Source organism: Streptomyces diacarni (assembly GCF_003323715.1).
Classification (GTDB): domain Bacteria; phylum Actinomycetota; class Actinomycetes; order Streptomycetales; family Streptomycetaceae; genus Streptomyces; species Streptomyces diacarni.
Window position 1 is genome coordinate 201,968 of the sequence record NZ_QOIN01000047.1, and the last position, 24,666, is coordinate 226,633.

A 24,666-nucleotide genomic window follows, 5' to 3' on the forward strand; every position below is an offset into this window, starting at 1 on the left:
CCGCGCTGTCGTCGGCGACGACGCCGGTGCCGGAACCGGTGCCGGAACCGGCCCGGGCCCGGTCGCCGGGTGTGTCCTCGGACCCGGACCCGCCGCCACCGCCACCGTCGCCGTCGCCGTCGCCGTCGCCGTCGCCGTCGCCGTCGGAAGCGTCGTCGCCGTCGTCGCCGTCGTCGCCGTCGTCGCCGTCGTCGAAGAGCTCCTTGACCGGTTGCTGCGTGTCCGGGCCGTGGCCCGGGGCCGGCGCGGTGGCGGTCCAGGCCGCGCAGTACAGCAGCAGCTTCGTCATGAAGCTGATCCACAGCAGCAGGGCGATGGGCACACCGAAGGCGCCGTAGATGTTCTTGGCGGCCACCTGCTGGAGGTAGCCGCCGAGCAGCAGCTTCAGCAGCTCGAAGCCGACGGCACCCTGCAGGGCCGCCGCCAGCACCGCGCGACGCGGCGGCTTCACGCGGGGCAGCAGCGTCAGCACGTACCACAGCAGCAGGAAGTCGGCGGCGATGGCGGCGGCGTAGGCGGCGGTGCGCAGCAGCACCGTACCGACGCCGCCCTCGGTCAGACCGAGCCACTCGGCGACCCGGGTCACGGCGGTGACGGCGAAGGCCGAACCGCCGAAGGAGACCAGCCCCACCAGGCCGAGACCGAGCAGGGTCCCCAGGTCGGTGGCCTTGCGGAGGACGACGTTGCCGGGGTCCTCCTCCAGGTCCCACACGGCGCGCAGGCTCTCGCGGAGCGCGCCGACCCAGCTGGCGCCGGTGAACAGCAGCGCCGCGCCCGCGACCGTGCCGACAGTGCCCGCGTTGTCGACCAGGGACTGGAGCTGAAGCTGGTCGGAGATGCCGGGCACCTGGTCGGTGAGGGTGTCCTGAAGCTGCCGCATCTGGTCGTCCGGGAGCAGCGCGGCGGCGACGGCGGCGCCGACGGCGAGCACCGGGAACAGCGCCAGGAAACTGGTGAAGGTGATCGCGGCGGCCAGCCGCGTCCACTTGCGGGCGTCCAGGTGCGCGTAGACGTGCCAGAGCCGGGTGGTGAAGAACCACGCGACGAGGGGGCCCACCAGCGGCAGCTTCGTCAGTTTTTCCACACGTGCCCCCTGCCCCGTCACGGCGTTTTCCAGCCACCGCCGCAGGCGGCGACTGTCCGTGATCAGCCCGGATCAGCCGGTCGGCCGACAGGGGGCACTACGGCACCGGCAGAGACCGGCTACAGCACGGGCCCAGACCGGCTACAGCGTGGCGGACGGGCGGAGGGCGGTGCGGCGCTGGTGAGGCGGTCGGCAGGCGGCCGGCGGCAGCGTCACGTCGAGTGACGAGGCCGCGGCCGGCGCGGGGCCCTGCGGGCGGGCGGGGCCCGGCGGCATGCCGGGCCGCGGGGCGAAGGGGAACTCCCGCCGGAGCCGCCACACCTCGTCCGTCCCCTGCTCGTAGAGGGCGAAGCCGCCGGCCGTCCAGGCGCACTCGAAGTCGGCCAGCTGGGTGAAGGCGCGGTCCATGGCCGCCTCCGGGATGCCGTGCGCGACCGTCACATGCGGGTGGTACGGGAAGTGCAGTTCCCTCGCCAGTGGGCCCTCCGGATCCCGCACCCGCTCCTGGAGCCGCGTGCAGGCCGCGACGCCCTCGGCGACCTGCACGAAGACGACCGGAGTCAGCGGCCGGAACGTCCCCGTGCCCGACAGCCGCACGCGGAAGGACCGCCCGGCCAGGGCGACGCCCGCCAGATGGGCCTCGATCGCCGGCCGCGCCGAGGCGGGCACCTCGGTCGGCGGCAGCAGCGTGATGTGGGTGGGAATACCGTGCGCCGCCGCGTCACCGAAAGAGGCCCGCCGCTCCTGCAGCAGCGTGCCGTACGGCTCGGGGACGGCGAGCGATACACCGAGGGTGACGGTCGCTCCCGCGTCGGTCGCTCCCGCGCCCATCAGTTCTCCCTTCACCGCCTGCCGGGCACGAAGCCCACCTTGTCGTAGACGTCCCGCAGCGTGTCCGACGCCACGGACCTGGCCTTCTCCGCGCCGTCCAACAGGATCCCGTCCAGCGACGCCGGGTCGTCCATGAACTCCTGCGTCCGCGTGCGGAACGGTGTCACCCAGTCCGTGACGATCTCTGCGAGATCCGTCTTCAGCGCACCGTAGCCCTTGCCCGCGTACTTATCCTCCAGTTCCTGGATTCCGGCCCCTGTGAGGGTGGAGTGGATCGTCAGCAGGTTGCTGACACCGGGCTTCTTGTCCTGGTCGAACCGGATGACGGTGTCCGTGTCGGTGACCGCGCTCTTGATCTTCTTCGCGGTGGTCTTCGGCTCGTCCAGCAGCTCGATGATGCCCTTGGGAGTGGAGGCCGACTTGCTCATCTTGACCCCGGGGTCCTGCAGGTCGTAGATCTTCGCCGTCTCCTTGGGAATGTGCACCTCGGGCACCGGGAACGTCGCCCCGTACCGCCCGTTGAAGCGCTCCGCGAGCGTGCGCGTCAGCTCCAGGTGCTGGCGCTGGTCCTCACCGACCGGCACCTGATGCGCCCGGTAGACCAGGATGTCCGCCACCATCAGCGCCGGGTACGTGAACAGGCCCACACTGGTGTGATCCGTGCCCTGCTTGGCCGACTTGTCCTTGAACTGCGTCATCCGCGCCGCCTCACCGAAACCGGTCAGGCACTCCACGATCCAGCTCAACTGGGTGTGCTCGGGCACGTGGCTCTGCAGGAAGAGCGTGCAGCGCTCCGGGTCGAGCCCGGCGGCCAGCAGCTGGGCCGCGGCCATCCGCGAGTTGTGCCGCAGCTCGGCCGGGTCCTTCGGGATCGTCATGGCATGCAGGTCGACGACCGCGTAGAAGGCGTCGTGGGTCTCCTGGAGCGCCACCCACTGGCGTACGGCACCGAGGTAGTTGCCCAGATGGAACGAACCGGCGGTGGGCTGGATCCCGGACAGCACACGAGGACGATCATTGGCCATGCCGCCATTCTCTCAGGTGCGCACGCCCTCCCGTGACCCGATTACGGGTGAGCTGACGCACGGGCGGCGCACGGGTGGCTCTCCCCTGCCGTCCCGCCCGTGCGCCGGCGCCCGGTGCGCCTCCCCGTGGCCCCGTGCCGGGGCCCCGCGGGCCGCGGTACCGCTCCGGCGTACGCCCCCGCGGCACCGCGCGGACACAGGGCCCCGCGCCCACCCCACCGGGACAAGCGTCCCCCGGACAGGGACGGCGGCACGGGCGCCGAGGGAAGATGGGAGGTGCCGCCCCACCCCGCGGCACCGGTACGCACAGAGACGGAGACGACGATGTCCACCCTCTCCACCGCCACGAGCGCGCAGAGCATCGCCACCGCGGAGGCCCACAGCGCGCACAACTACCACCCGCTCCCCATCGTCGTCGCCACCGCGGACGGCGCGTGGGTGACCGATGTCGAGGGCCGCCGCCACCTCGACATGCTGGCCGGGTACTCGGCGCTGAACTTCGGCCACCGCAACCCTCGCCTGATCGAGGCGGCGAAGGCCCAGCTCGACCGCGTCACCCTGACCTCCCGCGCCTTCCACCACGACCGCTTCGCCGACTTCGCCTCCGAACTCGCCGACCTGTGCGGGATGGAGATGGTGCTGCCGATGAACACCGGCGCCGAAGCGGTGGAGACGGCCGTCAAGACGGCAAGGAAATGGGGCTACCGCGTCAAGGGCGTGCCCGCCGGGCAGGCGAAGATCATCGTCGCCGACAACAACTTCCACGGCCGTACGACGACGATCGTCAGCTTCTCCACCGACGAGGAGGCCCGCGCGGACCACGGCCCCTACACGCCGGGCTTCGAGACCGTGCCGTACGGCGACCTCGCGGCGCTGGAGGCCGCGCTCGACGCACACACGGTCGCCGTGCTGCTGGAGCCCATCCAGGGAGAGGCCGGCGTCCTGGTGCCGCCGCCCGGCTACCTGGCCGGCGTCCGCGAACTCACCCGCGAGCGCGGGGTGCTGTTCATCGCCGACGAGATCCAGTCGGGACTGGGCCGCACCGGGGCCACCTTCGCCTGCGAACAGGAGGGCGTGGCCCCCGACATGTACGTGCTCGGCAAGGCGCTGGGCGGCGGCGTCGTGCCCGTCTCCGCCGTCGTCTCCTCGCGCGAGGTCCTCGGCGTTCACCGTCCGGGCGAGCACGGCTCCACGTTCGGCGGAAACCCGCTGGCCTGCGCCGTCGCACTGGAGGTGCTGGAGATGCTGCGCGGCGGCGAGTACCAGCGGCGCGCCGCGGAACTGGGCGAACACCTCCACCGCGAACTCGCCCTGCTGCCGGGCGCGGCCGTCCGCGAGGTCCGCGGACGCGGCCTGTGGGCCGGCGTCGGCATCGACCCCTCGCACGGCACGGGCCGTGAGATCTCCGAGAAACTGCTGGCCCGCGGCGTCCTGGTCAAGGACACCCACGGCTCCACCATCCGCCTCGCCCCACCCCTGGTCATCACCAAGGAAGACCTCGACTGGGGCCTGCAACAACTGCGCGCGGTGCTGGAGTCATGACGCCTGCCTAGGTGCCGTCCGGATCGACAGCACCCAGCCGCAGCCCTCGGCTCTCCGCGACGCGCAGGGCGTTCGCGAGGGCGCGCGCGCACGTGTGCGGCGCCAGCCGGAGAGCGAGGGCTCCGGCGGCGGGGTTCGCCAGGACGTCTTCGGCTTCCCGCAACGCCAGCACCGCGTCCCGCGTCTGCCGTGCTTCCGTCCCGTCGGCCAGCGCCGAGATCATCCCGCCCTCGGCGTCCGCCGCCAGGTAGCAGGGCTTCCCGGTGTCCGTCGTCCATGGCAGCAGCCGCATGTCTTCGTGGAACAGCGGCTCACTCTTCTCCGGCATTCTGTGTTCCTCTCCACGGGTGCCGCTCATGGTCGTCGCCGTCGGCGGGACAGTGCGACGACGTTCGGGGCGCCCGACCGGAGTCACCCAAAGGCGTCAAACCGGTGTCATACGCGAGCGCTTGGTCCTAACGTGGGCCCATGGCCACAGCCGAGCATGTTCCGAACGACGTCCTGCGTGCCGTGCGCATCGGGCTGCGCCTGAGCCAGGACGATTTGGCCAGGGTGCTGCGGCGCTCCGGAGAAGAGGCCGGGGAGCCGAACGACGCGAGCAAGCGGCTCGTCCAGCGCTGGGAGGCAGGAATCAGCCGCACTCCACGCCCCGTGTACGCGCGCGCGTTGGAGCGGGTCACCGGGCGGCCGGTGGAGTCGCTCGGGTTCAGCCTCCCGGTGCCGGGCGCCCGCGTGCGGGAGGACGGGCACGGCGGACACGACCTGCAAGCCGGGGAAGCCGGATCAGTCGGGGGAGCGGGAACGGCCGGTGGCGCGGGGGCCCGGGCGCGGCACGAGCAGCAGCCGCCCCCGCACTACGGCGGCGTCTGGCTGAGCCGCTACGAGTACTTCAGCTCGGGTCGGGGCGCCACCTTCACCGGGGTCCATCACGTCGTGCTGGTGCAGCACGGGAACCGGCTCACCGGGGAATCGCTGCCGGACGGGTCGAGCAACCCGGGCTCGCCGCTGGCGCTGGAGATGACCGTGGACCGCAACGTGGTCACCGGGACATGGACGGAGCAGACCGCGGCCGGTGGCTACTACGCGGGCGCCCGCTACCACGGCGCGCTTCAGCTCCTCGTCGAGCCGACCGGGCGGCGGATGACCGGCAAGTGGCTCGGCTTCGGGAAGGACTTCGACGTGAACTCGGGGCCGTGGGAGCTGGTCTTCCTCGACAGTTCCACCGGCAAGGCCGCGCTGGAGCGTTACAGCCGCCCGCCGGGTAAGTGACGGGTCAGTGACGCGGGTTCGCTCTGTCTCAGCTGGCCGGAGCCGTGAGGGTGTGGCGGAGGGCGGTGATCGTCGGGGGCCAGGGGGAGGTGGGCGACTCGGTCCACAGGTCGAGGAGTTCGGACGGTTGTGTGGTGACGCGGTCGAGGGCTTGGACGGCGAGGGGGCGCAGGTCGGTCAGGTCGGGGAGGGGATGCTGCGGGCCGGTGGCCCGGGCGGCGGGGGCGCCTTCGGGGTGCTGGGCGGCGACCAGGGCGGCCGCGGCGACGGCTTCCTGGCCGAGGTCGGCGTCCAGGTAGTCGGCGGTTCCGGTCGCCTCACGGAGGGCCGCTGCGAGGAGAGCGTGCCTCTCGTGGGGCGCCGCGTCGTCGAGGGTGCCGGCGAAGTCGGCCGCGGCGTCGTTGTCGAAGGGGCCGGCGTCCCATGTACCCATCGTGCTGCTCCCATTCGGTGGTGTGGCAGGGCAAGAGGCGGCGCTCGTGCGGGCGAGCGCGGGAGGAATCGTCGCACCCGGGTGTGACAGCCGTCGGGCCCGGCGGTGGGCTGCCGCGTGCGGCTACTGTCGGGGCCCGGCGGCTTCCTGTGCGCGGACGGTGCGGCGCTGGGTCGCCAGCGTGACGGTGAAGGCCAGCGCCAGCGCCACCAGCAGGCCCAGGTTGGCGCCGGCCCAGGTGCCGTCGCGGCCGCCCAGGCCCAGGGGCGCCAGGAGGTAGCCCTGCCAGTCGAGCCAGGTGGCGCCGGTGTTGGCGACCAGGCCCCAGCCCACGGCGGTGGCGGCGGCCAGGAGGGTGACGGGGAGCCACCGTATGTCGCCGTAGCGGCCTGCCGCCCTGAAGAGGTCGGCGTCGTCGAAGGGGCGGGCGCGCAGGGCGAGGTCGGCGAGCATGATGCCGCACCAGGCGGCGATGGGGACGCCGAGGGTGGTGAGGAACGCGGTGAAGGTGGACAGGAAGTCGTCGGCGAGGAAGACGAGGGCGACGGTGCCCGCGACCATCAGCGCGCCGTCGATTCCGGCGGCGACATAGCGCGGGACGCGCACGCCGACGGCGAGCAGCGCGAGGCCGGAGGAGTAGATGTCGAGGACCGCGCCGCCGACCAGGCCCGCCACGGCGACCAGGGTGAAGGGGAGGAGGAACCACAGCGGGAGGAGGGTGGTGAGGGCGCCGATGGGGTCGGCGGCGACCGCCTGGTTCAGGTCGGTGGAGGAGCCGGCCAGCAGCAGGCCGAAGACGAAGAGCAGGAGGGGCGCCAGCGAGCCGCCGAGCGTGGTCCAGGCGGCGACGGCCGTGCCACGTGTACGCCGGGGCAGGTAGCGCGAGTAGTCGGCGGCGGCGTTGACCCAGCCGAGCCCGAACCCGGTCATCACGAACACGAGTGCGCCCACGACCTGTTGGGTGGAGCCGTGGGGCAGCGCGGCGACGCGGTTCCAGTGGATCTCGTCGGCCACCAGCACCACGTAGCCGATGGTCAGGGCGCCTGTCACGACGGTGATGGCGGTCTGGAGCCGCATGATGAGGTCGAATCCGATGACTCCGGCGGCGACGGTGAGAGCGGAGACGACGAGCAGGGCGAGGATCTTGGTGCCCGTGCCGCCGCCCCAGCCGAGGCGGTCGAGGACGGTGGCCGTCGCCAGGGTCGCCAGCGTCACCAGGACGGTTTCCCAGCCGACGGTCAGTATCCAGGAGACGGCGGAGGGCAGCCGGTTGCCGCGGACTCCGAAGGCGGCACGGCTGAGGACCATCGTCGGTGCGGAGCCGCGCTTGCCGGCCACGGCGATCAGCCCGCACAGGAGGAAGGAGACGAGGATGCCGGCGATGCCGGCGAACAGCGCCTGCCAGAAGGAGAGGCCGAAGCCGAGCGCGAACGAGCCGTAGCCGAGTCCGAGCACGGAGACGTTGGAGCCGAACCACGGCCAGAACAGCTGGGCGGGTCGCCCTTTGCGTTCGGCCTCGGCGATGACGTTGAGACCGTTCTCCTCCACTGTCGGCATGGCGCCGCACACCCCCGTCTGCCGTCTGCCGTCTGCCGTCTGGGCCACCGGATGCCCGTGGACGGCTTCCGTACGGGCCCGTGGAGCCTCCACGTACGCCGTGCGGTGCGTCAAGCCCCTCTTCGGCCGGGTGCGGGTTCCGCTCCGGGGCGCAGCGAGGCGAGGGTGGTGCACAGCGCGTCCAGCGCCGCCCCGTACGCGTGTTCGGCGGGGCTTCCGTAGCCGACGACCAGGGACGGGCCCGCGGCGGCCGGGCCCTGCGCGGCCGGGTGCCGGAAGCCGGTGAGCGCGTCGAGGCCGACGCCCGCCCGCTCCAGGGCCCGCAGCGCGCGCTCCTCCCCCACGCCGGGCGGCAGGGCGAGAACGGCGTGCAGTCCGGCGGCGATGCCGGTGGCGCGCGCCTCGGGTACGCGGGCGGCCAGCGCTTCGACGAGCCGGTCGCGCCGGGCGCGGTAACGGTGCCGCATGGCGCGCACGTGCCGGTCGTAGGCGCCGCGTTCCAGGAAGTCGGCGAGCGTGAGCTGGTCGAGGCTGCCCTGGGCCCATTCGGCGGGCGTCTTGGCCGCCAGGACGTCGTCCACGAGGTGGTCGGGCAGCACCATCCACGCCAGCCGCAGCGCCGGTGCCAGCGCCTTGCTGGCGGTGCCGAGGTGGACGACGCGTTCGGGGTCGAGTCCTTGGAGAGCTCCCACGGGCTGCCTGTCGTACCGGAACTCGCCGTCGTAGTCGTCCTCCAGTACGAGTCCGCCGCTGCGCCGCGCCCAGTCGACGACGGCGGCCCGCCGGTCCGGGTGCAGCGGCACACCGAGCGGGTACTGGTGCGCGGGGGTCAGCAGCACGGCTCCGACGTCGGCGAACCCGGGGTCCGCGTCGAGGACTTCCGTGCGCGCGCCGTGCGCGTCCACGGGCAGTGGACGGGCGGGCGCGCCCCGTGCCTGAAGCAGCTCGCGGTGGAAGAACAGGCCGTACTCCTCCACGGCGGCCGTCCCGGCGACGACCCTCGACAGCAGGGAGACGCCCTGTGCGAAGCCCGCGCACACCACGATGCGTCCGGGGTCGGCGCGTACGCCGCGCGCCCGCGCCAGGTAGTCGGCCAGTGCGCGCCGCAGCTCGGCGGTGCCCCGCAGGTCGCCGTGCGAGAACGCGTGGGCGGGTGCGGCGGTCAGCGCTCTGCGGGCCGACGTCAGCCACGCCGAGCGGGGGAACGCCGAGACGTCGGGCGCGCCGGTGCGCAGGTCGTGCGGGGGCCGCTGGCGCCTGCGCTCCGCGAGGGCCGCACGGGCCCGCTCCTGCAGGGTGCCCCCCACCGGGTGGGCTGGGCCGCGGCGCTGCCCCGCGCGGTACGAAGCGGCGCGCCCGGGACTGCGGCGTTCGCGGGGGCGGGACGGGGGTGCCGGCGTGGCGCGTTCGGCGACGCGGGTGCCGGAGCCCTGGCGGGCGGACAGCCATCCCTCCGCGACCAGTTCGGCGTAGGCGCCCGCCACGGTGTTGCGCGCAAGGCCCAGGTCGGCGGCCAGGCTCCGGGAGGACGGCAGCCGGGTGCCGGGGGCCAGCCTTCCGGAGCGGACGGCGTCGCGCAGGGCGGCCAGCAGGGCAGCCCGGGGGCGTCGCGCGCCGGAGCCGGTGGAGAGTGCGAGGTCGAGGTGGAGGTCGCTGCCGCCGGACGGCGGCGAAGTGGCCCATGAATCCGCCATGGAAGTGGACCATACGCGTGGCCCATTCCTGCCTAGGCTCGGGGGCATGACGACACGGCGTATGAACATCTGGCAGACCGCACCGCGACTGATGAAGGGCATGTCCGGCTTCCAGCAGGCCGCGGCCGCCGCCGGCCTGGACCCGGTGGTCGCCGAGCTGGTCAAGATCCGCGCCTCGCAGATCAACCGCTGTGCCTTCTGCCTGGACATGCACCTGACCGAGGCCCGCGAGAAGGGCGAGCGGCAGCTGCGTCTGGACCTGCTCGCCTCGTGGGAGGAGGCGGGCGACCTGTTCACCGAGCGGGAGGGCGCCGCGCTCGCCCTCACCGAGGCGGTCACCCGCCTGACGGACGGCTTCGTTCCCGACGAGGTCTACGCGCGCGCCGCGGCCCACTTCGACGAGGCGGAACTGGCCGCGCTCCTCGGGCAGATCGTCGCGATCAACGCCTGGAACCGGTTCAACGTGGCGATCCGGGAGGTCCCCAAGAGCCTGGAAGAGGGCGCCTCCTGATGGACACCGCCAAGAGGCTGCGCACGCTGCACCGCGACAGGGCGCCCGGCGACCCGCTGGTACTGCCGGGCCCCTGGGACGCCGCCAGCGCCCGCGCCTTCGCCGAGGCGGGTTTCCCCGCTCTCGCGACGCCGAGCGCGGGCGTCTCGGCGTCCCTCGGCCACGCCGACGGGCACTGCCCGGGCGATGAGATGTTCGCCGCGATCGGCCGCATCACCCGGGCGGTGCATGCCCTGGATGTACCCGTCACCGCGGACGTCGAGAGGGGCTACGGGCTGGCGCCGGCCGAGCTCGCCGAGCGGCTCCACGCCTCGGGCGCCGTCGGATGCAATCTGGAGGACTCGGCGGGCGGGCGCCTCGTGGACGCCGAAGCGCAGGCGGAGTTCCTGGCCGCCGTACGGGAAGCCCTCGGTCCGGAACCGTTCCTCAACGCCCGCGTGGACGCCCACCTGCGCGGCGTCGCCGACCCGCTGGCCGAGGCGCTGCGGCGGGGGCGCGCGTACGTGGCCGCCGGCGCCGACGGGGTGTACCCGATCGGGGCGCCGCCCGCCGATCTGGCGGTCCTCGTCCGCGAACTCGGGGTTCCCGTCAACGGTCTGGCCCGTACCGGCGGGCCCGGCGTCGCCGAGCTCGCCGGGGCCGGGGTCGGCCGCGTCACCTTCGGTGGGGGGCTCGCCGCGCGGGCGACGGAGGGGGTGCGGTCGATGGCGGCCGAGCTGCGCACGGGCCGGCTCCCGTGACCTGCCGCGCCCCTCGTCAGCCGGCGCGGGGCGCCGGGGCGGCGGTCAGCAGGGCCGAGAGGACGAGCACCGCGCCGAGCGCGGCCAGTTCCCACGCGGTGGGGCGCCACACCTGCGCGTAGGTCAACCGCGTGCGGTCCCGCATCAGGACGCGCCGGGCGACGAGCGCGCACAGGGCGACGGCGCCCACGACGGCCAGCTTGACCAGCAGCGTTCGGCCCCAGGCCGAGGAGGTCAAGGACCAGACGGAGGGGAGCTTGCGCAGCGTGCTGGCCGTTCCCGTCCCGCACAGGGCGACGAACAGCCAAAAGGCCCGCCGCGCGTAGGCGGCCAGCAGGGCGCGGGCAGCGCCGGGTTCGCCGTGCCAGGCGCGCATGGTGCGCAGCGCGTGGACGAGGCCGCCCGTCCACAGCACCGTGCAGGCCAGGTGGACGAGGGTGAGGCCGACGCCGAGGGCCTGGGTGTAGTTCTCGGGGTGGGCGCGCAGCGCTTCGGCGACGAGCACTCCGGCGAGCGGCGCGGCGGCCCAGGTGGGGCGCCGCAGGAAGACGCAGAGGGCGGCGAGCAGGAAGCCGTTGGCCTCGCAGAAGGCGAGCAGCCCCTCCCGGGTCGCGTAGATCTCGCTGAGTTCGGGGAGCCCGGCGGCGAGGCGGCCGTCGCCTGCCGCGGCCATGGAGGCGAGTGCGAGGGCGGCGGTCATGCCCGCCAGGGCCGCCCCCGCCGCCCATTCGGGTGGCTGCCGTGGCCCGTTGGCCGGGGTGTCCGGCAGGGAGCGGGAGACGTCGCGCGCCAGCCGCCGCCCGGCCACTTCGCCGAGTTGTACGCACAGCGCGGCGAACAGCACCGAGCGCAGCAGGGTGGTGACGCCGCCGCCGGGTATCCGCACCTCTCCGGTGCCGCCGGTGGCCACGTCCGTGCCGGTGAGTGCCACGGCGACGAGGACGCCGACGCAGGCGGTGACCAGCGCGGCGGGTATCAGGGGGCGCCGCCCCGCGCGCGTGGCCCGGTGCCGTCCGCGGCCCGCGGGTGCCGCCGCGCCGCGGGGGCGGGACGGCGGCGGGGGCGGGAGGTCGGCCTGGCTCACGGCCCAATTCTGCCCCAGCGGGGTGCCGCGCCCTTCGGGCTCGGGGGGCGTTACGGTGCGACCGGCCTCGTCGGGGCAGGCCGCGGTCCGTCCGGCCCCGGCGGCACACGGCGAGGTCCGGTTCGGCGGCATGCGGCGTGGTCCGGCCCGGCGGCGTACGGCGCCGTCCGGCCCGGCGGCCCACGGCCGAGACGCGTCCGCCCCCGTGACGGAGGCCGTCACGGGGGCGGGTGCGCTACCGGAAGCGGTGGCGGCGGTGGATCAGTTGGGCATCCACTTCTTCCACTTGTCCGGGTTCTGCTCGACCCACTTGGCGGCGGCCTCGTCGGTGTCCATCTTGTCGATGGTCATCCACTTGACGACCTTGGTCTGCTCCTCGGTGCTCCAGTGGAACTTCTTGAGGAACTCGGCTGCCTTGCCCCCGTTCTCGGCGAAGTCGCGGTTCATGAACTTCGTCAGCGCGGTGTAGGGGTAGGCGCAGTCCACCTTGGAGGGCACCTTGTCGCACCCTGGAGTGCGCTTGGGCAGCTTCACCTCGGTCATGGGGACCTTGGAGTTGAGCCACTGCGGCGTCCACCAGTAGGTGAGGAAGGGCTCCTTCTTGGCGGCCCGCTTCTGGATCTCCTTGACCTGGGCCGCCTCACTGCCGGCGTAGACCGTCTTGTAGGGCAGGTCCAGGTTCTTGATGATCTGGGCGTCGTAGGTGCTGAAGGAGGGGGAGCCCTCCAGCATCTGGCCCTTGTCCCCGCTCTCGGGGGTCTGGAAGTACTTCTTCAGCTTGGGAAGGTTCTTCCAGTCCTTGACCTCGGGGTGCTCCTTGGCGAAGTACGTCGGCACGTACCAGCCGATGTGGCCGGTCACGCCGAGCTCACCCGCGTTGACGACGGTCTTGAGCTCCTCGACGTACTTCTTCTCCTTCTTCGGCACGCCGCGCCAGTCCTCCATCATGGCGTCGGCGCGGCCGGTGTTGAGCGCGTCGAACATGACGGGCTCGTCCATCTGGAGCGTCTTGACCCGGTAGCCGAGCTTCTTCTCCAGGATCTGCTTGGCCACCGCGACGTTCGCCTCGGAGCCCGCCCAGGCCGCGATGGGCAGGGTGACGGTGTTCGGCGAGCCGCTGTAGTACGGGTCGGCCTTGCCGCAGGAGCTGAGGCCCGCGGCCAGGGCGAGGGCCGCGGCTGCCGCGACCCCGCCCCTGATGATGCGTGTGCGCTTCACTTCGTACCTCCGCGCTTGCCGGTGCCCGCGGACTGGGTGAGCCGGTCGAGCATGAGGCCCAGGCAGACGATGGCGATACCGGCCGAGAGGCCGACGCCCAGGTCGCTCTTCTGGAGTCCGTAGACCACGTCGTAGCCGAGGGCGCCACCGCCGACCAGGCCGCCGATGACGACCATGGCGAGGACCAGGACGACGCCCTGGTTGCAGGCCAGCATCAGGGAGGGGCGGGCCAGCGGCAGCTGCACCTGGCGCAGCTGCTGCCAGCCGGTGCTGCCCAGCGAGCGGGACGCCTCCATGGCCGCCGGGTCCACGGTGCGCAGGCCCTGTGTGGTGATGCGGATGACGGCGGGCAGCGCGTACACGGCGGCCGCCAGGATCGCGGCGGGCCGGCCGACGCCGACCAGCGCGACCACGGGCACCAGGTAGACGAACTGCGGCATCGTCTGCATGATGTCGAGGATCGGCCGGATCAGCCGCATCACCCACCGGGAGCGGGCGGCCAGGATGCCGATGACGACGCCGACGACGAGCGTGCACAGCACCGAGACGATCACCTGCGAGAGGGTGTCCATCGACTTGTCCCACAGGCCCAGGGCGCCGAGGACGGCGAGCGAGAGGACACCGGTCAGCCCGGCGCGCCAGGAGCCCGCCATCCAGGCCAGGACGGCCACCAGCAGCAGGACGCCCCACCAGGGCGAGGCCTGCATGGCGTCGCGCATCGGGTTGAGGATCCAGGAGGTGAAGTGGGAGGCCCACACGTCGGTGCCGCCGATGACGGGGATGCCGTCGGAGATGGATTTGGTGAACGACTCGATGCCCTTGGTCAGCGGCGAGGAGATCGAGACGGTCCAGTCGATGGGCCAGGAGCGTTCCCCGATCGGGCCGAAGAGGGTGCCGACGGCGGCGAAGACGACGAAGACGCCCCAGGCGAGCCAGCCGCCGAGCTTCTCCAGGGCGATCGCGCCGGCGTCACCGCCGGTGCGGGTGCTCCCCGGGGAGGTGTCGAGCTGGTCGCCGGCCGCTGCGGTCACCCGGTCGAGCCAGATGGCGATCAGCACGATGCAGCTGCCGGGGATGAGGGCCAGGCCCACGTTGTCCTTGGACAGCGCCTGGTAGACCTTGTCGCCGAGGCCGCCCGCTCCGATGACGGAGGCCATGACGACCATGGAGAGCGCCATCATGATCGTCTGGTTGAGGCCGAGGAGCATCTCCTTGCGGGCCAGCGGCAGCCGCGCGGTCCACAGCCGCTGCCAGGGGTCGGACCCCAGCGAACGGGAGGCCTCCAGCGCGGCCGGGTCGGCGCCGCGCAGGCCCAGCGCGGTGAGGCGGGCCATGGGTGGCGCGGCGTAGATGACGGTGGAGACCAGCGCGGCCGGTGAGCCGATGCCGAAGATCAGCACCAGCGGCAGCAGGTAGGCGAACGCCGGCATCACCTGCATGGTGTCGAACACCGGGCGCAGGATCCGGTTGCCCGTCTCCGACAGGCCCGCGATCAGGCCGAGCAGCACGCCGATGACGGCGGAGACGGCGACCGCCACCACCATCAGGGCCAGCGTCGACATGGCGTATTCCCACACGCCCAGAACGCCGAAGACGCCGAAGGTGCACAGGGTCAGCAGGGCGATGCGCAGCGAGCGCACCTTGAGCCCGGCTCCCGACACGTACCAGGAGACGGCGGTGGCCAGCGCCGTCACGCCCAGCCAGCCCAGGTTGTTGAGGAAGGTGAAGACGTAGTCGACACCGCCCTCGGACCAGTTGCTGATGTGCAGCAGGAAGTACAGGAACAGGGGGCTGGTGGCGCGGTTGTCGGTCAGCCAGTTGCTGAGCCAGTCCAGGCCGTCCTTGATGCCGGAGGACCAGTTGAGCGCGCCGGGCCAGTTGCCGTCCAGCGCGAGGGCGCCGACGATCAGGGCGACGAGGACGAGACCGAACGCCGCGAGAGCGGGCCTGGCCAGCAGCGCGCGGGCGCCGCTCACCTCGGTGGTGGCGGGTGCGGCCGCGGTGGCCTTCTCCTTCTCCTTATCCTCGCTCGGCTGCGGGAGGGTGGTGGTGCTCATATCAGCCCCTCGGCCGGCCGGCTGTCGCGCACGCCCGGGACGGGCGCGGGATGGTGTGTGCTCATACGGCGGCCACCTCCTTGGGCTCGCCGTCCTCGCCGCGGCCCTCGACGGCGTCCTCGTCGAGTCCGGCGACGACGCTCAGCAGGCGGGCGTCGTCGACGACGCCGATGGTGCGGCCGTTCTCCACGACGCGGGCGCTCTCGCCGCTGCGGGCGACGGCCTCGATGGCGTCGGCGACCAGCGTGTCGGGGGCGAGTTCGGTGCCCTTGCCCGCCTCCGTCTTCTCGGCCTTGCGCATGGCGCGGCGCACCGAGATGACCTGCTCGCGGGGGACGTCGCGGACGAAGTCGCGCACGTAGTCGTCCGCCGGGTTGGCGACGATCTCCTCGGGCGTGCCCAGCTGGACGACCTCGCCGTCGCGCATCAGCGCGATGCGGTCGCCCAGGCGCAGCGCCTCGGACAGGTCGTGGGTGATGAAGACCATCGTGCGGCCCTCCTCGCGGTGCAGCCGGATGACCTCCTCCTGCATGTCGCGGCGGATCAGCGGGTCGAGCGCGCTGAACGGCTCGTCGAACAGCAGGACCTCAGGGTCGACGGCCAGCGCCCTGGCGAGGCCGACGCGCTGCTGCTGGCCGCCGGACAGCTGCCCGGGGCGGCGCTCGCCCAGGCCGTCGAGGCCGACCTTGGTGACCATCTCGGCGGCGCGCTCACGGCGCTCCGCCTTGCCGACGCCCTGGATCTCCAGGCCGTAGGCGACGTTGTCGAGCACGGTGCGGTGCGGCAGGAGGCCGAAGTTCTGGAACACCATGGACGCGCGGTGCCGGCGCAGTTCACGCAGCGTGTCCTTGTCCATGGACAGCACGTCCTGGCCGTTGAAGTCGAGGCTTCCCGCGGTGGGTTCGATCAGCCGGGTCAGGCAGCGCACCAGCGTGGACTTGCCGGACCCCGACAGGCCCATGACGACGAAGACCTCGCTCTTGTGGACGTCGAAGGAGACGTCGCGCACGGCGGCCGTGCAGCCGGTCTTCTCCCGCAGCTCGGTCTGGGACAGCCCCTTGACCTGCTCGTCGTGCGGGAGGCGCATCCTGGCGCTCTTGGGCCCGAACACCTTCCACAGGTTGCGGATCGAGATGACGGGGCTGTCAGCACTCGCCTCGTTGGTCCTGGGCGCGTCGTTGCTCTCGTCGTTCGCGGCGTTCGCAGCGGACTCAGTGGCCTCAGCGGTCTCGGACATCACGCAACACCTCCCGGTGCCGTTGTCGAATCGGGTCGGATGAGATCGACCGCCTTCTCGCCGAGCATCAGCACACCGATCATGGGGTTGACGGCGGGCATCGTCGGGAAGACGGAGGCGTCCGCGATGCGGATGCCGGACAGGCCGCGCACGCGCAGCCGCGGGTCGACGACGGCGAGCGCGTCGTCCTGAGCACCCATCCGGCAGGTGCCCGCCGGGTGGTAGACGGTGTGCGCGGCCTTGCGCACCAGCTCGCTGATCTCCTCGTCGTCGCGCACCTCGGGCCCGGGGAAGACCTCGCGCTTGAGCCACTTGGCGAACGGCTCGGCCTGCGCGACCTTGCGGGCGAGCTTGATGCCGTCCACCAGGGTCTTGCCGTCGTAGTCGGCTCCGTCCTCGAAGTACCGGAAGTCGAGCGCCGGCTTGACCTCGGGGTCGGCGGAGGTGAGGTAGACGCGGCCGCGGGAGCGGGACTTGGGGATGTTCGGGGTCATCGACACGCCGTGCTCGGGCCGCTCGTAGCCCAGCCGCTCGGGGTTGTCGGTGAACGGGATCTGGTAGAAGTGGAACATCAGGTCGGGGCCCTTGTGGTCCGGGTCCCGCTTGACGAACAGGCCGGCGTCGGAGTCCATCGCGGAGTTGTCCGGGATCGGCCCGTCCGTCTCCCACACGATCACCGACTCGGGGTGGTCGATGAGGTTCTCCCCCACGCCCGGCAGGTCGTGCACCACGGGGATGCCCAGCGCCTGGAGGTCCTCCTTCTTCCCCACGCCCGAGTGCATCAACAGCCGCGGCGTGTCCACCGCGCCGGCGCACACCAGCACCTCACGGCCCGCGGTCAGCAGCCGCTCCTCGCCGTCCTTGGAGCGGACGTGCACGCCGGTGACGGTCTTGCCGGCACCGTCCTCGCCGCCGCCGAACTCCAGCTTGTACGCCCAGGTCTCCAGCAGGATGTGCAGGTTGGGGCGGTCACCGGCCTCGATGTGCGGGTGCAGGTAGGCGACCGAGGCGGAGGAACGCTTGTTGTTCTCCGGGTGGTAGGACAGGTCGAAGAAGCCGACGCCCTCATCGAACGGCTCGTCGTTGAAGCCGACGACCTCGGGGACGTCCAGCGCCTCCTTCGCCGCGTCGATCCAGTCCTGCGCGATGGCGTTCTGGTCCTTCTTCGCGACACGCACGACGTTGTTGCGCAGCCTGCCGAAGTAGGGCTCCATGTCCTTCGCGCCCCAGCCCGCGGCCCCCGCCGCCTCCCACTCGTCCCAGTCGGAGGGCAGCGGCTTGAAGGAGATCAGGGTGTTGTGCGACGAGCAGCCGCCGAGCACCTTGGCGCGGCTGTGCAGGATGTGCGAGTTGCCGCGCGGCTGTTCGGTCGTCGTGTACTCGTAGTCGAGCTCGCCGCCCAGCAGGCCCAGCCACTTGCGGAGGGTGAGCACCTCGGGCCGGTCGACGTCCGAGGGCCCTCCTTCGATGAGGGCGACGGTGACGTCCGGGTCCTCGGTGAGCCTCGAGGCGATCACCGATCCGGCCGTCCCACCTCCGACGATCACGTAGTCATAGCTGGACATGGGGTACTGCTCCTTGGAACTTGCGGGGACTCGGGGGATGGGGGTTCGAAGGGGTTTCAGGGGACTTGCGGGGGTTTCGGGGCGGAGGGGGGAACGGCGGTTGATACGGGTGCGCCGCGGTGGCCCGGAAACAGGGGGTGAGCCACCGTGGCGCTGCGCTGTCGTCCGTCGTTCGGTACGGGAGGTCGGGAGGTGAGGTTGCTGAGGGGGTCCACATCCGGGGGGCTGGGGTCGGAGGGCGCGGGGCCCGGGCGGCAGAGGGCGCGAGGCCCGGTCGGTCAGCCGCCGAACCAGCGCACCGGGGCCGGCCGCAGGTTCTCGTACACGTGCTTGGTCTCGCGGTACTCGGCCAGCCCGTGCGGGCCCAGTTCGCGGCCGACGCCGGACTTGCCCATGCCTCCCCACTCGGCCTGCGGCAGGTAGGGGTGGAAGTCGTTGATCCACACCGTGCCGTGCCGCAGCCGCGCCGCGACCCTGCGTGCCCGCGCCGTGTCACCGGAGAAGACGGCGCCCGCGAGGCCGTACTCGGTGTCGTTGGCCAGCGTGACAGCTTCGTCCTCGGTGCTGAAGGTCTCGACCGTCAGCAGCGGGCCGAACGTCTCCTCGCGGATGACCCGCATGCCGCGGTGGCAGTTGTCGAGCACCGTCGGTGCGTAGAAGTAGCCGCCGGCCGGACGGACCTCGGACGGCTTCGGCCGCTCACCGCCGCACCGCAGCTCAGCGCCCTCCGCCAGCGCCGAGGCGACATAGCCCTCCGTCTTCTCCAGCTGCTGCTGGGAGACCAGCGGCCCGCACTCGACGCCCTCCTCGGTGCCGCGGCCCAGCTTGATGCGCTGGGCGCGGGAGACGAGTTCGGCCACGAAGCGGTCCTTGACCGACTCCTCGACGATCAGCCGGGCGCCGGCCGAGCAGACCTGGCCGCTGTGGATGAAGGCGGCGTTCAGCGCCTGGTCGACGGCGGTGTCGAAGCCCTCGTCCGTGGCGCAGGCGTCGGCGAAGACGACGTTCGGGTTCTTGCCGCCGAGCTCCAGCGCGACCTTCTTGGCGCCGGCGACCGCCGCGGCCCCCGCCTTCGTGCCGCTGACCAGGCCGCCGGTGAAGGAGAAGAGGTCCACGTCCGGGTGCTCGGCCAGCCGCTGGCCCACGGGGAGCCCCGCGCCGGTGACGAGGTTGGCGACGCCCGCCGGCAGCCCGGCCTCCACCAGCAGCTTCACCAGGTGAACGGTGGACATCGGGGTGACCTCACTGGGCTTGATCACGAAGGTGTTGCCCGCGGCCAGCGCCGGGGCGACCTTCCAGCTCGCCTGGAGGAGCGGATAGTTCCAGGGCGTGATCAGCGCACAGACACCGACCGGCTCGTGGACGACGACGCTGTGCACCTCCGCGCTTCCCGCGTCCACGACGCGGCCGCCCGACTCGTTCATCACCAGGTCGGCGAAGTAGCGGAAGGCGTTCGTCACGTCGTCGACATCGACCCGGCCCTCCTCCAGCGTCTTACCGGTGTCCCGGGACTCGATCAGCGCGATCTCCTCGCGGTCGCGCTGGAGCAGGTCGGCGACCCGGCGCAGCAGGGCCGCGCGCTCGGCGGTCGGGGTGTGCGGCCACAGGCCCTGGTCGAAGGCGCGGCGGGCGGCGGCGACGGCCGCGTCGGTGTCCGCTGTGTCACCCTCGGCGACGACGGCGAGCGTGGTGGCGTCAGCGGGGTCCAGCACCTCCCGCGTGCCGCCGTCGGCGGCCGTGCGCCACGTGCCGTCAATGTGAATGCTCTCCGATACGGACACCTTCGGTACTGCCTTCCTTGCTCCTGCTTTCCCTGGGGCACCTCCCTGCCGACAGCTGGGGCGGCCCCGGTGCCCCCGATGGGGGCTTTTGCCATGCCTTTGGGGAGATGGCAATCCGGAACCCTGCCCCGTCTCCGCGATCTCATGTCCAGAATTCGCTGCCAAGTGGGCTTCATCACTGGCCGAAGTGCGCCACCCCCCGGCGGAACGTACGGTGAGTACGTCTTTGTCCGCATACGGCAGGTTGCCGACCGACGGACCGCGCCTGTCTCCCCGATGGCGGATCGGAGCCACCCCCATGCGACAGCAGCACCGCACAGCACTTGTCGTGGCCGTCTGCGCTGCGACGACGGCCTCGGGCGGGCTTCTGGCCCCGGCGAACGCCGCCCCCTCGGCGACGGACCGTGACGGGCCGGACATCGCAGAGTTGTCAGGAGAGGAAATAGCGGAAAAAGCCTCGAAGGAGCTGAATTCCGCACGCTCTCTGCGGCTGAGAATGGAGGCCCCCGACCTCCGGCTCAATCTCACCCTCGACGAGAAGGCGAATTGCTCCGGGAAAATGTCGGTTCCGCACGGCGGGAGCATGCGGCTGATCAAGCACGGCAACACGATCTGGCTCAAGCCCGACGCCGCGTACTGGAAGGCCCAGCTCGGCCCCGAGGCCGGCGACAAGGTCGCCAAGAAGTTCGAGGGCCGCTACATCAAGGGCACCGCACGCGACCCCGAGCTCGGCGGAAAGGGCCTGACCACCGCCTGCGACCTGGACGCCTTCCGGGCCGCATCCGGCGCGATGTCCACACCCGGACCGCGCTGGAAGCGCGGCGACGAGGGCAAGGTCGGCGGCCACCGCTCCGTCCCCGTCACCCGCACCCAGGACAAGGCACGCGTCACCATGCACGTCTCCGCCGACGGCAAGCCCTACCCGCTGCGTCTGGAACGCAGAGCGGGCGCCAACCACGACGAGATCGACCTCGGCCACTTCGACCGCCCGGTCCCCCGCGACACCCCGCCCGAGGACCGCACCGTCTCCATCAAGCAGCTCCGCCGCCACCTGCAGGACTCCCAGTCCCAGCAGGACGAACCCCCCTCCGAGAGCGTCTGAGCGCACCTTTCGAGAGCGCCTGAACCCGTGGGCCGGCGCCCCCGGGCCTGGGCCGGCCCCCGCCTGGGCCGGCCCCCGCCTGACGGGGGTCCTGGCTTGGGCCTGGGCCGCGGTCAGGGCCGGGGCTGAGCCCGTACGAGGGTGTCGCCCGCGGCCGTGCGGTAGTAGAGGACGGAGCGGCCCGCCCGCCGCCGGTGCACCAGCCCGGCATCGCGGAGGACCTTCAGGTGGCGGCCCGTCGACCCGAGGCTCTGACCGGTGAGGCCCACGAGCTGGGTGGTGCTCATGGGGGACTCCAGGAGCACCAGCACCGCAGCCCGCGCCCGCCCGAGCAGCACCCCCAGAGCGTGCGGAGCAGGCGGTCCCTCCCCCTCGGCAAGCGCACCGGCACAGGGATAGACCACCGCGTACCGGGGCCCGGCCTCCACACCTCGGGGCCGGGCCTCCGCACCTCGGGGCCGGGCCCCGGTCCGCGAGCTGTCGGGCCCGCCGGGGTCCGGGGCGTCGTCAAGGCCGGCACCGGGTTCGACCCCGTGGCCGTCCGCCGGGGTGCCGTGACGGCAGGGGGCGGCCTCCCAGGAGACCCACCCGGTGCGTGGGGTCACCGGGACGAACATCAGGCGGCCTCCCGCCAGATCGCGGGGCGGGTTGTCCCACGCGTTGATCTGGAGCCGGCTGCCACCGAGCCAGCGCATGCCGGGCCGCATGGCGTCCAGCGCCGCCGCCCAGCCGCCGCGGCTGAGCTGTGCGGTGCGCGCCACCACGTCGGCCTCCAGCGCCCGCCGGCGCCGTGGCCAGTACGGCAGCACCGTCGCGCGCCACACCCAGGTGAGGGTGTCCGCCGTGCGGGGCGGCAGGTCGTCCCGGCGCAGCGGCGGTGGCAGCGGGCCACTCGTCCCCAGCGAGACCAGCAGGTCGGCGCGTGCCGCAGCGGGCGGCGTCCCGCGGATGCGCTCGACCTCCTCCTCGAACGAGGCCTCCGTGCGCGGGCGTTCGCGGGGCTCGGGGGTGGGCGTGAGGAAGTCGGCGTTCCACGTGGATCCGAGGGCCGCGCGGATCAGCAGCGCCGTGACCGGGTCGGCGGCCTGGCGGGCACGGTAGGCGGACAGGTGCGCGTCGAGCCAGGCGCGCTCGCCGGGATGGGTGGGGCTGCCGCTCTCCAGCACCTTGAGAGCGGCGATCGCCTCCGCGAGCGGCGAGATCACGAAGCGGCTGCCCGCGAGCACGTCGGCGTTGATCTGCCACCACCCCACAGCCCACCTCCGTCAGCCGCCCGAACCGAAAGTGACCGCCCGGCCGTGACGCGGGCCGAGTTGACCGTGACCCGCCGGCTCGTCCCCCCGACTCGTCCGCCGGCTCGTCCCCCCGACTCGTCCGTTGTCTCGTCCGCCGGCTCGTCCGTTGGCTCGTCCGCCGGTTCGCCCCTCGGGGCGCTCGTTGGTGCCCTCGTTGTTTCGTCCGCTGTTTCGGCCGTCGTTTCGCCCTGGTGCGAAACAGTAACCGCCTCCGCAGAGCCGCCCCACACTCCCTCCATGCGCACCTACCGCGAACTTTTCCGGGCGCCCGAGTTCGCCCCTCTCTTCCTCACCAGCGCACTGCACGTCGCGGGCCACACGGTGAGCGGCCTGGCCCTGGGCACGCTCATCTACGCGGCCACCGGCTCCCCTCTGCTCTCCTCCCTCGCCATGTTCGGGCCCTCCCTGGCCCAGCTCATCGGCGCGACGACGCTGCTGTCGGCCGCCGACCGGGTACCACCCCGCGCCGCACTGGCCGGGCTGCCGCTCGCGTTCGCCCTCGGGACCGCCGCACAGGCCGTGCCGGGACTGCCCGTCGTCGCCTCGTTCTCCGTACTGCTCGCCCTGGGTGTGCTGGCCTCGCTCGGAGGCGGTGTGCGATACGGACTCCTCAGCGAAATCCTCGCCAAGGACGGTTACCTCCTGGGGCGTTCGGTGCTCAACATGTCGACCGGCATCACCCAGATCTGCGGATACGCACTCGGTGGAGTGCTCGTCACCTTCCTCTCTCCGCGCGGCACCCTGCTGGCCGGTGCCGCGCTCTACCTGGCGAGCGCCGGCACCGCGTGGCTGGGGCTCCGTCGGCGCCCGCCTCGCGCCACCGGCCGCCCGTCCGTGGCCGCGACCTGGCGGACCAACTCCCTGCTGTGGTCCTCCCCCGCGCGCCGCTCCGTCTACCTGGGGCTGTGGGTGCCCAACGGGCTGGTAGTCGGCTGCGAATCCCTCTACGTTCCCTACGCTCCGCACGAGGCCGGGCTGCTGTTCGCCTGCGGCGCGGTGGGCATGCTGGCCGGGGACACCGCCATGGGCCGCTTCGTGCCCCAGCGGTGGCGCAGACGACTGCCCGCGCCGATGCTCGCGCTGCTGGCCACCCCCTTCCTCCTCTTCGTCCTGCGCCCACCCCTGCCCCTCGCGGCCGGGCTGGTGACGCTGGCGACGGTCGGCTTCGCCGCCAGCCTGCTGCTCCAGGAGCGGCTGTTGGAGTTGACGCCCGAGAGCCTGAGCGGGCACGCGCTGGGGCTGCACGCTTCCGGCATGCTGGCCATGCAGGGCGTGGGAGCCACACTCGCGGGCGCCGTCGCCGAACGGACCTCCCCCGCCACCGCCATGACCCTCATCGCCGCGCTCTCCCTGACCGTGACGCTCTCGCTGGCGCGGGGCCTCACTCCAGCCGGCCACCCACGCCCGAGCGCCCCGCGGGAACACCCACCAACCGCACCGTCACCCGCTCCCGCACGCTCTCTCCGAGCACCGCGACGACGGCGTCCGTGATCGCGGATATCAGCTTCTCCGGAGCCCGGGCGAAGTTCGGATGGTGGAACATGGCCTCCTTCGAGCGCAGGGTGACGAACGGGGAGGGCTCTTCCGTCAGCTTCCCGCCCACTCCCCAGCGCCCCTGCTCCACGCCGATCAACTCGACGGCGACGATCTCGCGGAACGACTCCGGATAGACCGTCAACGCCGCCTCCGTCAGCTCCTCCACGAGCCGGGCGCTCACCGGCGAGTCCTCCCCTCCCAGAACCGCCTCGTGAATCTGCACTTCGAAGTGCGGCATGGCTTCTCCCCCTATCGGCAAGGTGAGGAAACGGGCGACTACCATGCAGAAGCCCGATTCCTCTTTGATGTCAAAACATCTTTGGTTGCAAAGCTAATGGGAGGCCAGCGCGATGTCAACGGACGGCCACAGAAGGGAAACCGAGCAGGATCCCCGGCGGGACGGGGGCCTCGCCGAGGACGAAGCCGTGCGGGCGCTCCTGCAGTTGATGCCCCGCATCGTCGGCCGGGTCAAGCGCCTCCCCGTCCCCGAAGAGCTGCAGTCCCTCGCGCTGGCGCCCCGCCACCTCTCCCTGCTCTCACTCCTCCTCTTCGACGGCCCGAGCACCGTCAGCGACCTGGCGGCACGGCTGGAGGTGGCACCCACCACGGTCAGCCTCATGGTGGGCGAGCTGAGTCGGAAAGGGGTGCTGGAGCGGCGAGAGGACGAGAACGACCGGCGGCGCCGCATCGTGAGCATCGCCGAGGGCAAGCGCACCACGATCTCCGGTTGGCTCGCGCGCGGCGCCGACGCCTGGCGCCACGCGCTCAGGACCCTCTCCCCGCTCGAGCGGGCCCTGGTGGTGACGACTCTGCGGGCGTACGAGGACGCCGCGTCGGACGAGGACACGGCTTCTGACGGGGGCACGGCTTCTGACGGGGGCACTGAGGCGGAGGGCGGGGACTCATCGGCCGGCGTCACCCGAAAGAGCTGACCGCCGCGCCGGAGACGCCGTCCGGCAGGAACGCGCGAGGGCCCGCGTGGATCGTGAAAGATCCACGCGGGCCCTCGTCCGGCGGTGGCGGTCCGCCGCTCAGCGGCGGCGGACCGGCGCGCGCAGTGGCCCGGAGCGCGCGGGCGCCGGGCCGCGCAGTGCCGTTTCGCGTC

Annotated in this window: 21 protein-coding genes and 1 pseudogene; 7 read left to right on the top strand and 15 right to left on the bottom strand. The window is 72.5% G+C overall.

The features are described from left to right. Nucleotides 1-118 precede the first annotated feature (118 nt). From DTL70_RS20135 to trpS, 3 genes and pseudogenes are all read right to left on the bottom strand, one after another. Nucleotides 119-1,084: pseudogene (locus DTL70_RS20135) on the bottom strand (YihY/virulence factor BrkB family protein); the annotation flags it as partial. 141 nt (nucleotides 1,085-1,225) lie between these two features. After that, the gene (locus DTL70_RS20140; RefSeq protein WP_114023379.1) at nucleotides 1,226-1,915 is read right to left on the bottom strand and encodes a 2'-5' RNA ligase family protein; all 690 of its coding nucleotides are present in this window, start codon (nucleotides 1,913-1,915) and stop codon (nucleotides 1,226-1,228) included. Between the two features lie 11 nt (nucleotides 1,916-1,926). Next, nucleotides 1,927-2,940, bottom strand: a complete 1,014-nt coding sequence (gene trpS, locus DTL70_RS20145) for a tryptophan--tRNA ligase (protein WP_114023380.1) — start codon at nucleotides 2,938-2,940, stop codon at nucleotides 1,927-1,929. A gap of 324 nt (nucleotides 2,941-3,264) precedes the next feature. Between trpS and rocD the strand changes: the two genes are divergently transcribed. Beyond that, a complete protein-coding gene (gene rocD / locus DTL70_RS20150) occupies nucleotides 3,265-4,482 on the top strand; it encodes an ornithine--oxo-acid transaminase (RefSeq protein WP_114023381.1) in 1,218 nt (405 codons plus the stop codon). A 7-nt stretch (nucleotides 4,483-4,489) separates the two neighbouring features. Here the strand turns inward: rocD and DTL70_RS20155 are convergent, their stop codons facing one another. Then, nucleotides 4,490-4,810 (bottom strand): hypothetical protein, encoded by a 321-nt coding sequence (locus DTL70_RS20155; RefSeq protein WP_114023382.1) that lies wholly within the window; start codon nucleotides 4,808-4,810, stop codon nucleotides 4,490-4,492. A gap of 140 nt (nucleotides 4,811-4,950) precedes the next feature. Between DTL70_RS20155 and DTL70_RS20160 the strand changes: the two genes are divergently transcribed. Then, entirely contained in the window at nucleotides 4,951-5,751 is an 801-nt protein-coding gene (locus DTL70_RS20160) for a helix-turn-helix domain-containing protein (RefSeq protein WP_114023383.1), read from the top strand. A 28-nt stretch (nucleotides 5,752-5,779) separates the two neighbouring features. Here the strand turns inward: DTL70_RS20160 and DTL70_RS20165 are convergent, their stop codons facing one another. The 3 genes from DTL70_RS20165 to pdxR form a co-directional block, all read right to left on the bottom strand. After that, nucleotides 5,780-6,184 (bottom strand): DUF4259 domain-containing protein, encoded by a 405-nt coding sequence (locus tag DTL70_RS20165; RefSeq protein WP_114023384.1) that lies wholly within the window; start codon nucleotides 6,182-6,184, stop codon nucleotides 5,780-5,782. Between the two features lie 123 nt (nucleotides 6,185-6,307). Continuing rightward, entirely contained in the window at nucleotides 6,308-7,741 is a 1,434-nt protein-coding gene (locus DTL70_RS20170; RefSeq protein ID WP_114023385.1) for a purine-cytosine permease family protein, read from the bottom strand. A gap of 110 nt (nucleotides 7,742-7,851) precedes the next feature. Further along, entirely contained in the window at nucleotides 7,852-9,435 is a 1,584-nt protein-coding gene (gene pdxR, locus DTL70_RS20175) for a MocR-like pyridoxine biosynthesis transcription factor PdxR (RefSeq protein ID WP_114023386.1), read from the bottom strand. 46 nt (nucleotides 9,436-9,481) lie between these two features. On the opposite strand from pdxR, the gene DTL70_RS20180 reads away from it, so the two are divergent. Together DTL70_RS20180 and DTL70_RS20185 are read left to right on the top strand one after the other, a co-directional pair. Continuing rightward, nucleotides 9,482-9,946, top strand: a complete 465-nt coding sequence (locus DTL70_RS20180) for a carboxymuconolactone decarboxylase family protein (protein WP_114023387.1) — start codon at nucleotides 9,482-9,484, stop codon at nucleotides 9,944-9,946. After that, nucleotides 9,946-10,686, top strand: coding sequence for an isocitrate lyase/PEP mutase family protein (locus DTL70_RS20185; protein WP_114023388.1), 741 nt, complete (start codon nucleotides 9,946-9,948; stop codon nucleotides 10,684-10,686). Before DTL70_RS20180 ends, DTL70_RS20185 begins: the two co-directional genes overlap by 1 nt. A gap of 16 nt (nucleotides 10,687-10,702) precedes the next feature. On the opposite strand, the gene DTL70_RS20190 is transcribed toward DTL70_RS20185, so the two are convergent. The 6 genes from DTL70_RS20190 to DTL70_RS20215 all read right to left on the bottom strand — a co-directional run bounded on the left by DTL70_RS20190 (nucleotide 10,703) and on the right by DTL70_RS20215 (nucleotide 19,628). Continuing rightward, nucleotides 10,703-11,770, bottom strand: a complete 1,068-nt coding sequence (locus tag DTL70_RS20190) for a CopD family protein (protein ID WP_245979486.1) — start codon at nucleotides 11,768-11,770, stop codon at nucleotides 10,703-10,705. Nucleotides 11,771-12,031: 261 nt separating this feature from the next. Further along, nucleotides 12,032-12,988 (bottom strand): ABC transporter substrate-binding protein, encoded by a 957-nt coding sequence (locus tag DTL70_RS20195; protein ID WP_114023389.1) that lies wholly within the window; start codon nucleotides 12,986-12,988, stop codon nucleotides 12,032-12,034. Then, nucleotides 12,985-15,045 (bottom strand): ABC transporter permease, encoded by a 2,061-nt coding sequence (locus DTL70_RS20200; RefSeq protein ID WP_114023390.1) that lies wholly within the window; start codon nucleotides 15,043-15,045, stop codon nucleotides 12,985-12,987. The genes DTL70_RS20195 and DTL70_RS20200 overlap by 4 nt, the downstream gene beginning before the upstream one ends. 61 nt (nucleotides 15,046-15,106) lie before the next feature. After that, nucleotides 15,107-16,282: a quaternary amine ABC transporter ATP-binding protein gene (locus DTL70_RS20205; RefSeq protein ID WP_114023391.1), complete on the bottom strand. Its 1,176-nt coding sequence runs from the start codon at nucleotides 16,280-16,282 to the stop codon at nucleotides 15,107-15,109. Then, on the bottom strand, nucleotides 16,282-17,847 hold the full coding sequence (locus DTL70_RS20210; protein ID WP_114023392.1) for a GMC family oxidoreductase: 1,566 nt from the start codon (nucleotides 17,845-17,847) through the stop codon (nucleotides 16,282-16,284). Before DTL70_RS20210 ends, DTL70_RS20205 begins: the two co-directional genes overlap by 1 nt. Before the next feature lie 278 nt (nucleotides 17,848-18,125). Then, nucleotides 18,126-19,628 (bottom strand): aldehyde dehydrogenase family protein, encoded by a 1,503-nt coding sequence (locus DTL70_RS20215; protein ID WP_114023393.1) that lies wholly within the window; start codon nucleotides 19,626-19,628, stop codon nucleotides 18,126-18,128. 583 nt (nucleotides 19,629-20,211) lie between these two features. Here DTL70_RS20215 and DTL70_RS34370 point away from each other — a divergent pair. Then, entirely contained in the window at nucleotides 20,212-20,730 is a 519-nt protein-coding gene (locus tag DTL70_RS34370; protein WP_245979487.1) for a hypothetical protein, read from the top strand. Nucleotides 20,731-20,843: 113 nt separating this feature from the next. On the opposite strand, the gene DTL70_RS34375 is transcribed toward DTL70_RS34370, so the two are convergent. Then, nucleotides 20,844-21,983 carry a winged helix-turn-helix domain-containing protein gene (locus DTL70_RS34375; protein WP_245979488.1) on the bottom strand — a complete coding sequence of 380 codons (1,140 nt, stop codon included), beginning with the start codon at nucleotides 21,981-21,983 and terminating at the stop codon, nucleotides 20,844-20,846. 279 nt (nucleotides 21,984-22,262) lie between these two features. On the opposite strand from DTL70_RS34375, the gene DTL70_RS20230 reads away from it, so the two are divergent. After that, entirely contained in the window at nucleotides 22,263-23,516 is a 1,254-nt protein-coding gene (locus DTL70_RS20230; RefSeq protein ID WP_114023395.1) for an MFS transporter, read from the top strand. Here the strand turns inward: DTL70_RS20230 and DTL70_RS20235 are convergent. After that, nucleotides 23,407-23,799, bottom strand: coding sequence for a tautomerase family protein (locus DTL70_RS20235; RefSeq protein WP_114023667.1), 393 nt, complete (start codon nucleotides 23,797-23,799; stop codon nucleotides 23,407-23,409). The genes DTL70_RS20230 and DTL70_RS20235 overlap by 110 nt on opposite strands. A gap of 112 nt (nucleotides 23,800-23,911) precedes the next feature. Between DTL70_RS20235 and DTL70_RS20240 the strand changes: the two genes are divergently transcribed. Continuing rightward, on the top strand, nucleotides 23,912-24,493 hold the full coding sequence (locus DTL70_RS20240; protein ID WP_114023396.1) for a MarR family transcriptional regulator: 582 nt from the start codon (nucleotides 23,912-23,914) through the stop codon (nucleotides 24,491-24,493). The last annotated feature ends 173 nt before the right edge of the window (nucleotides 24,494-24,666 follow it).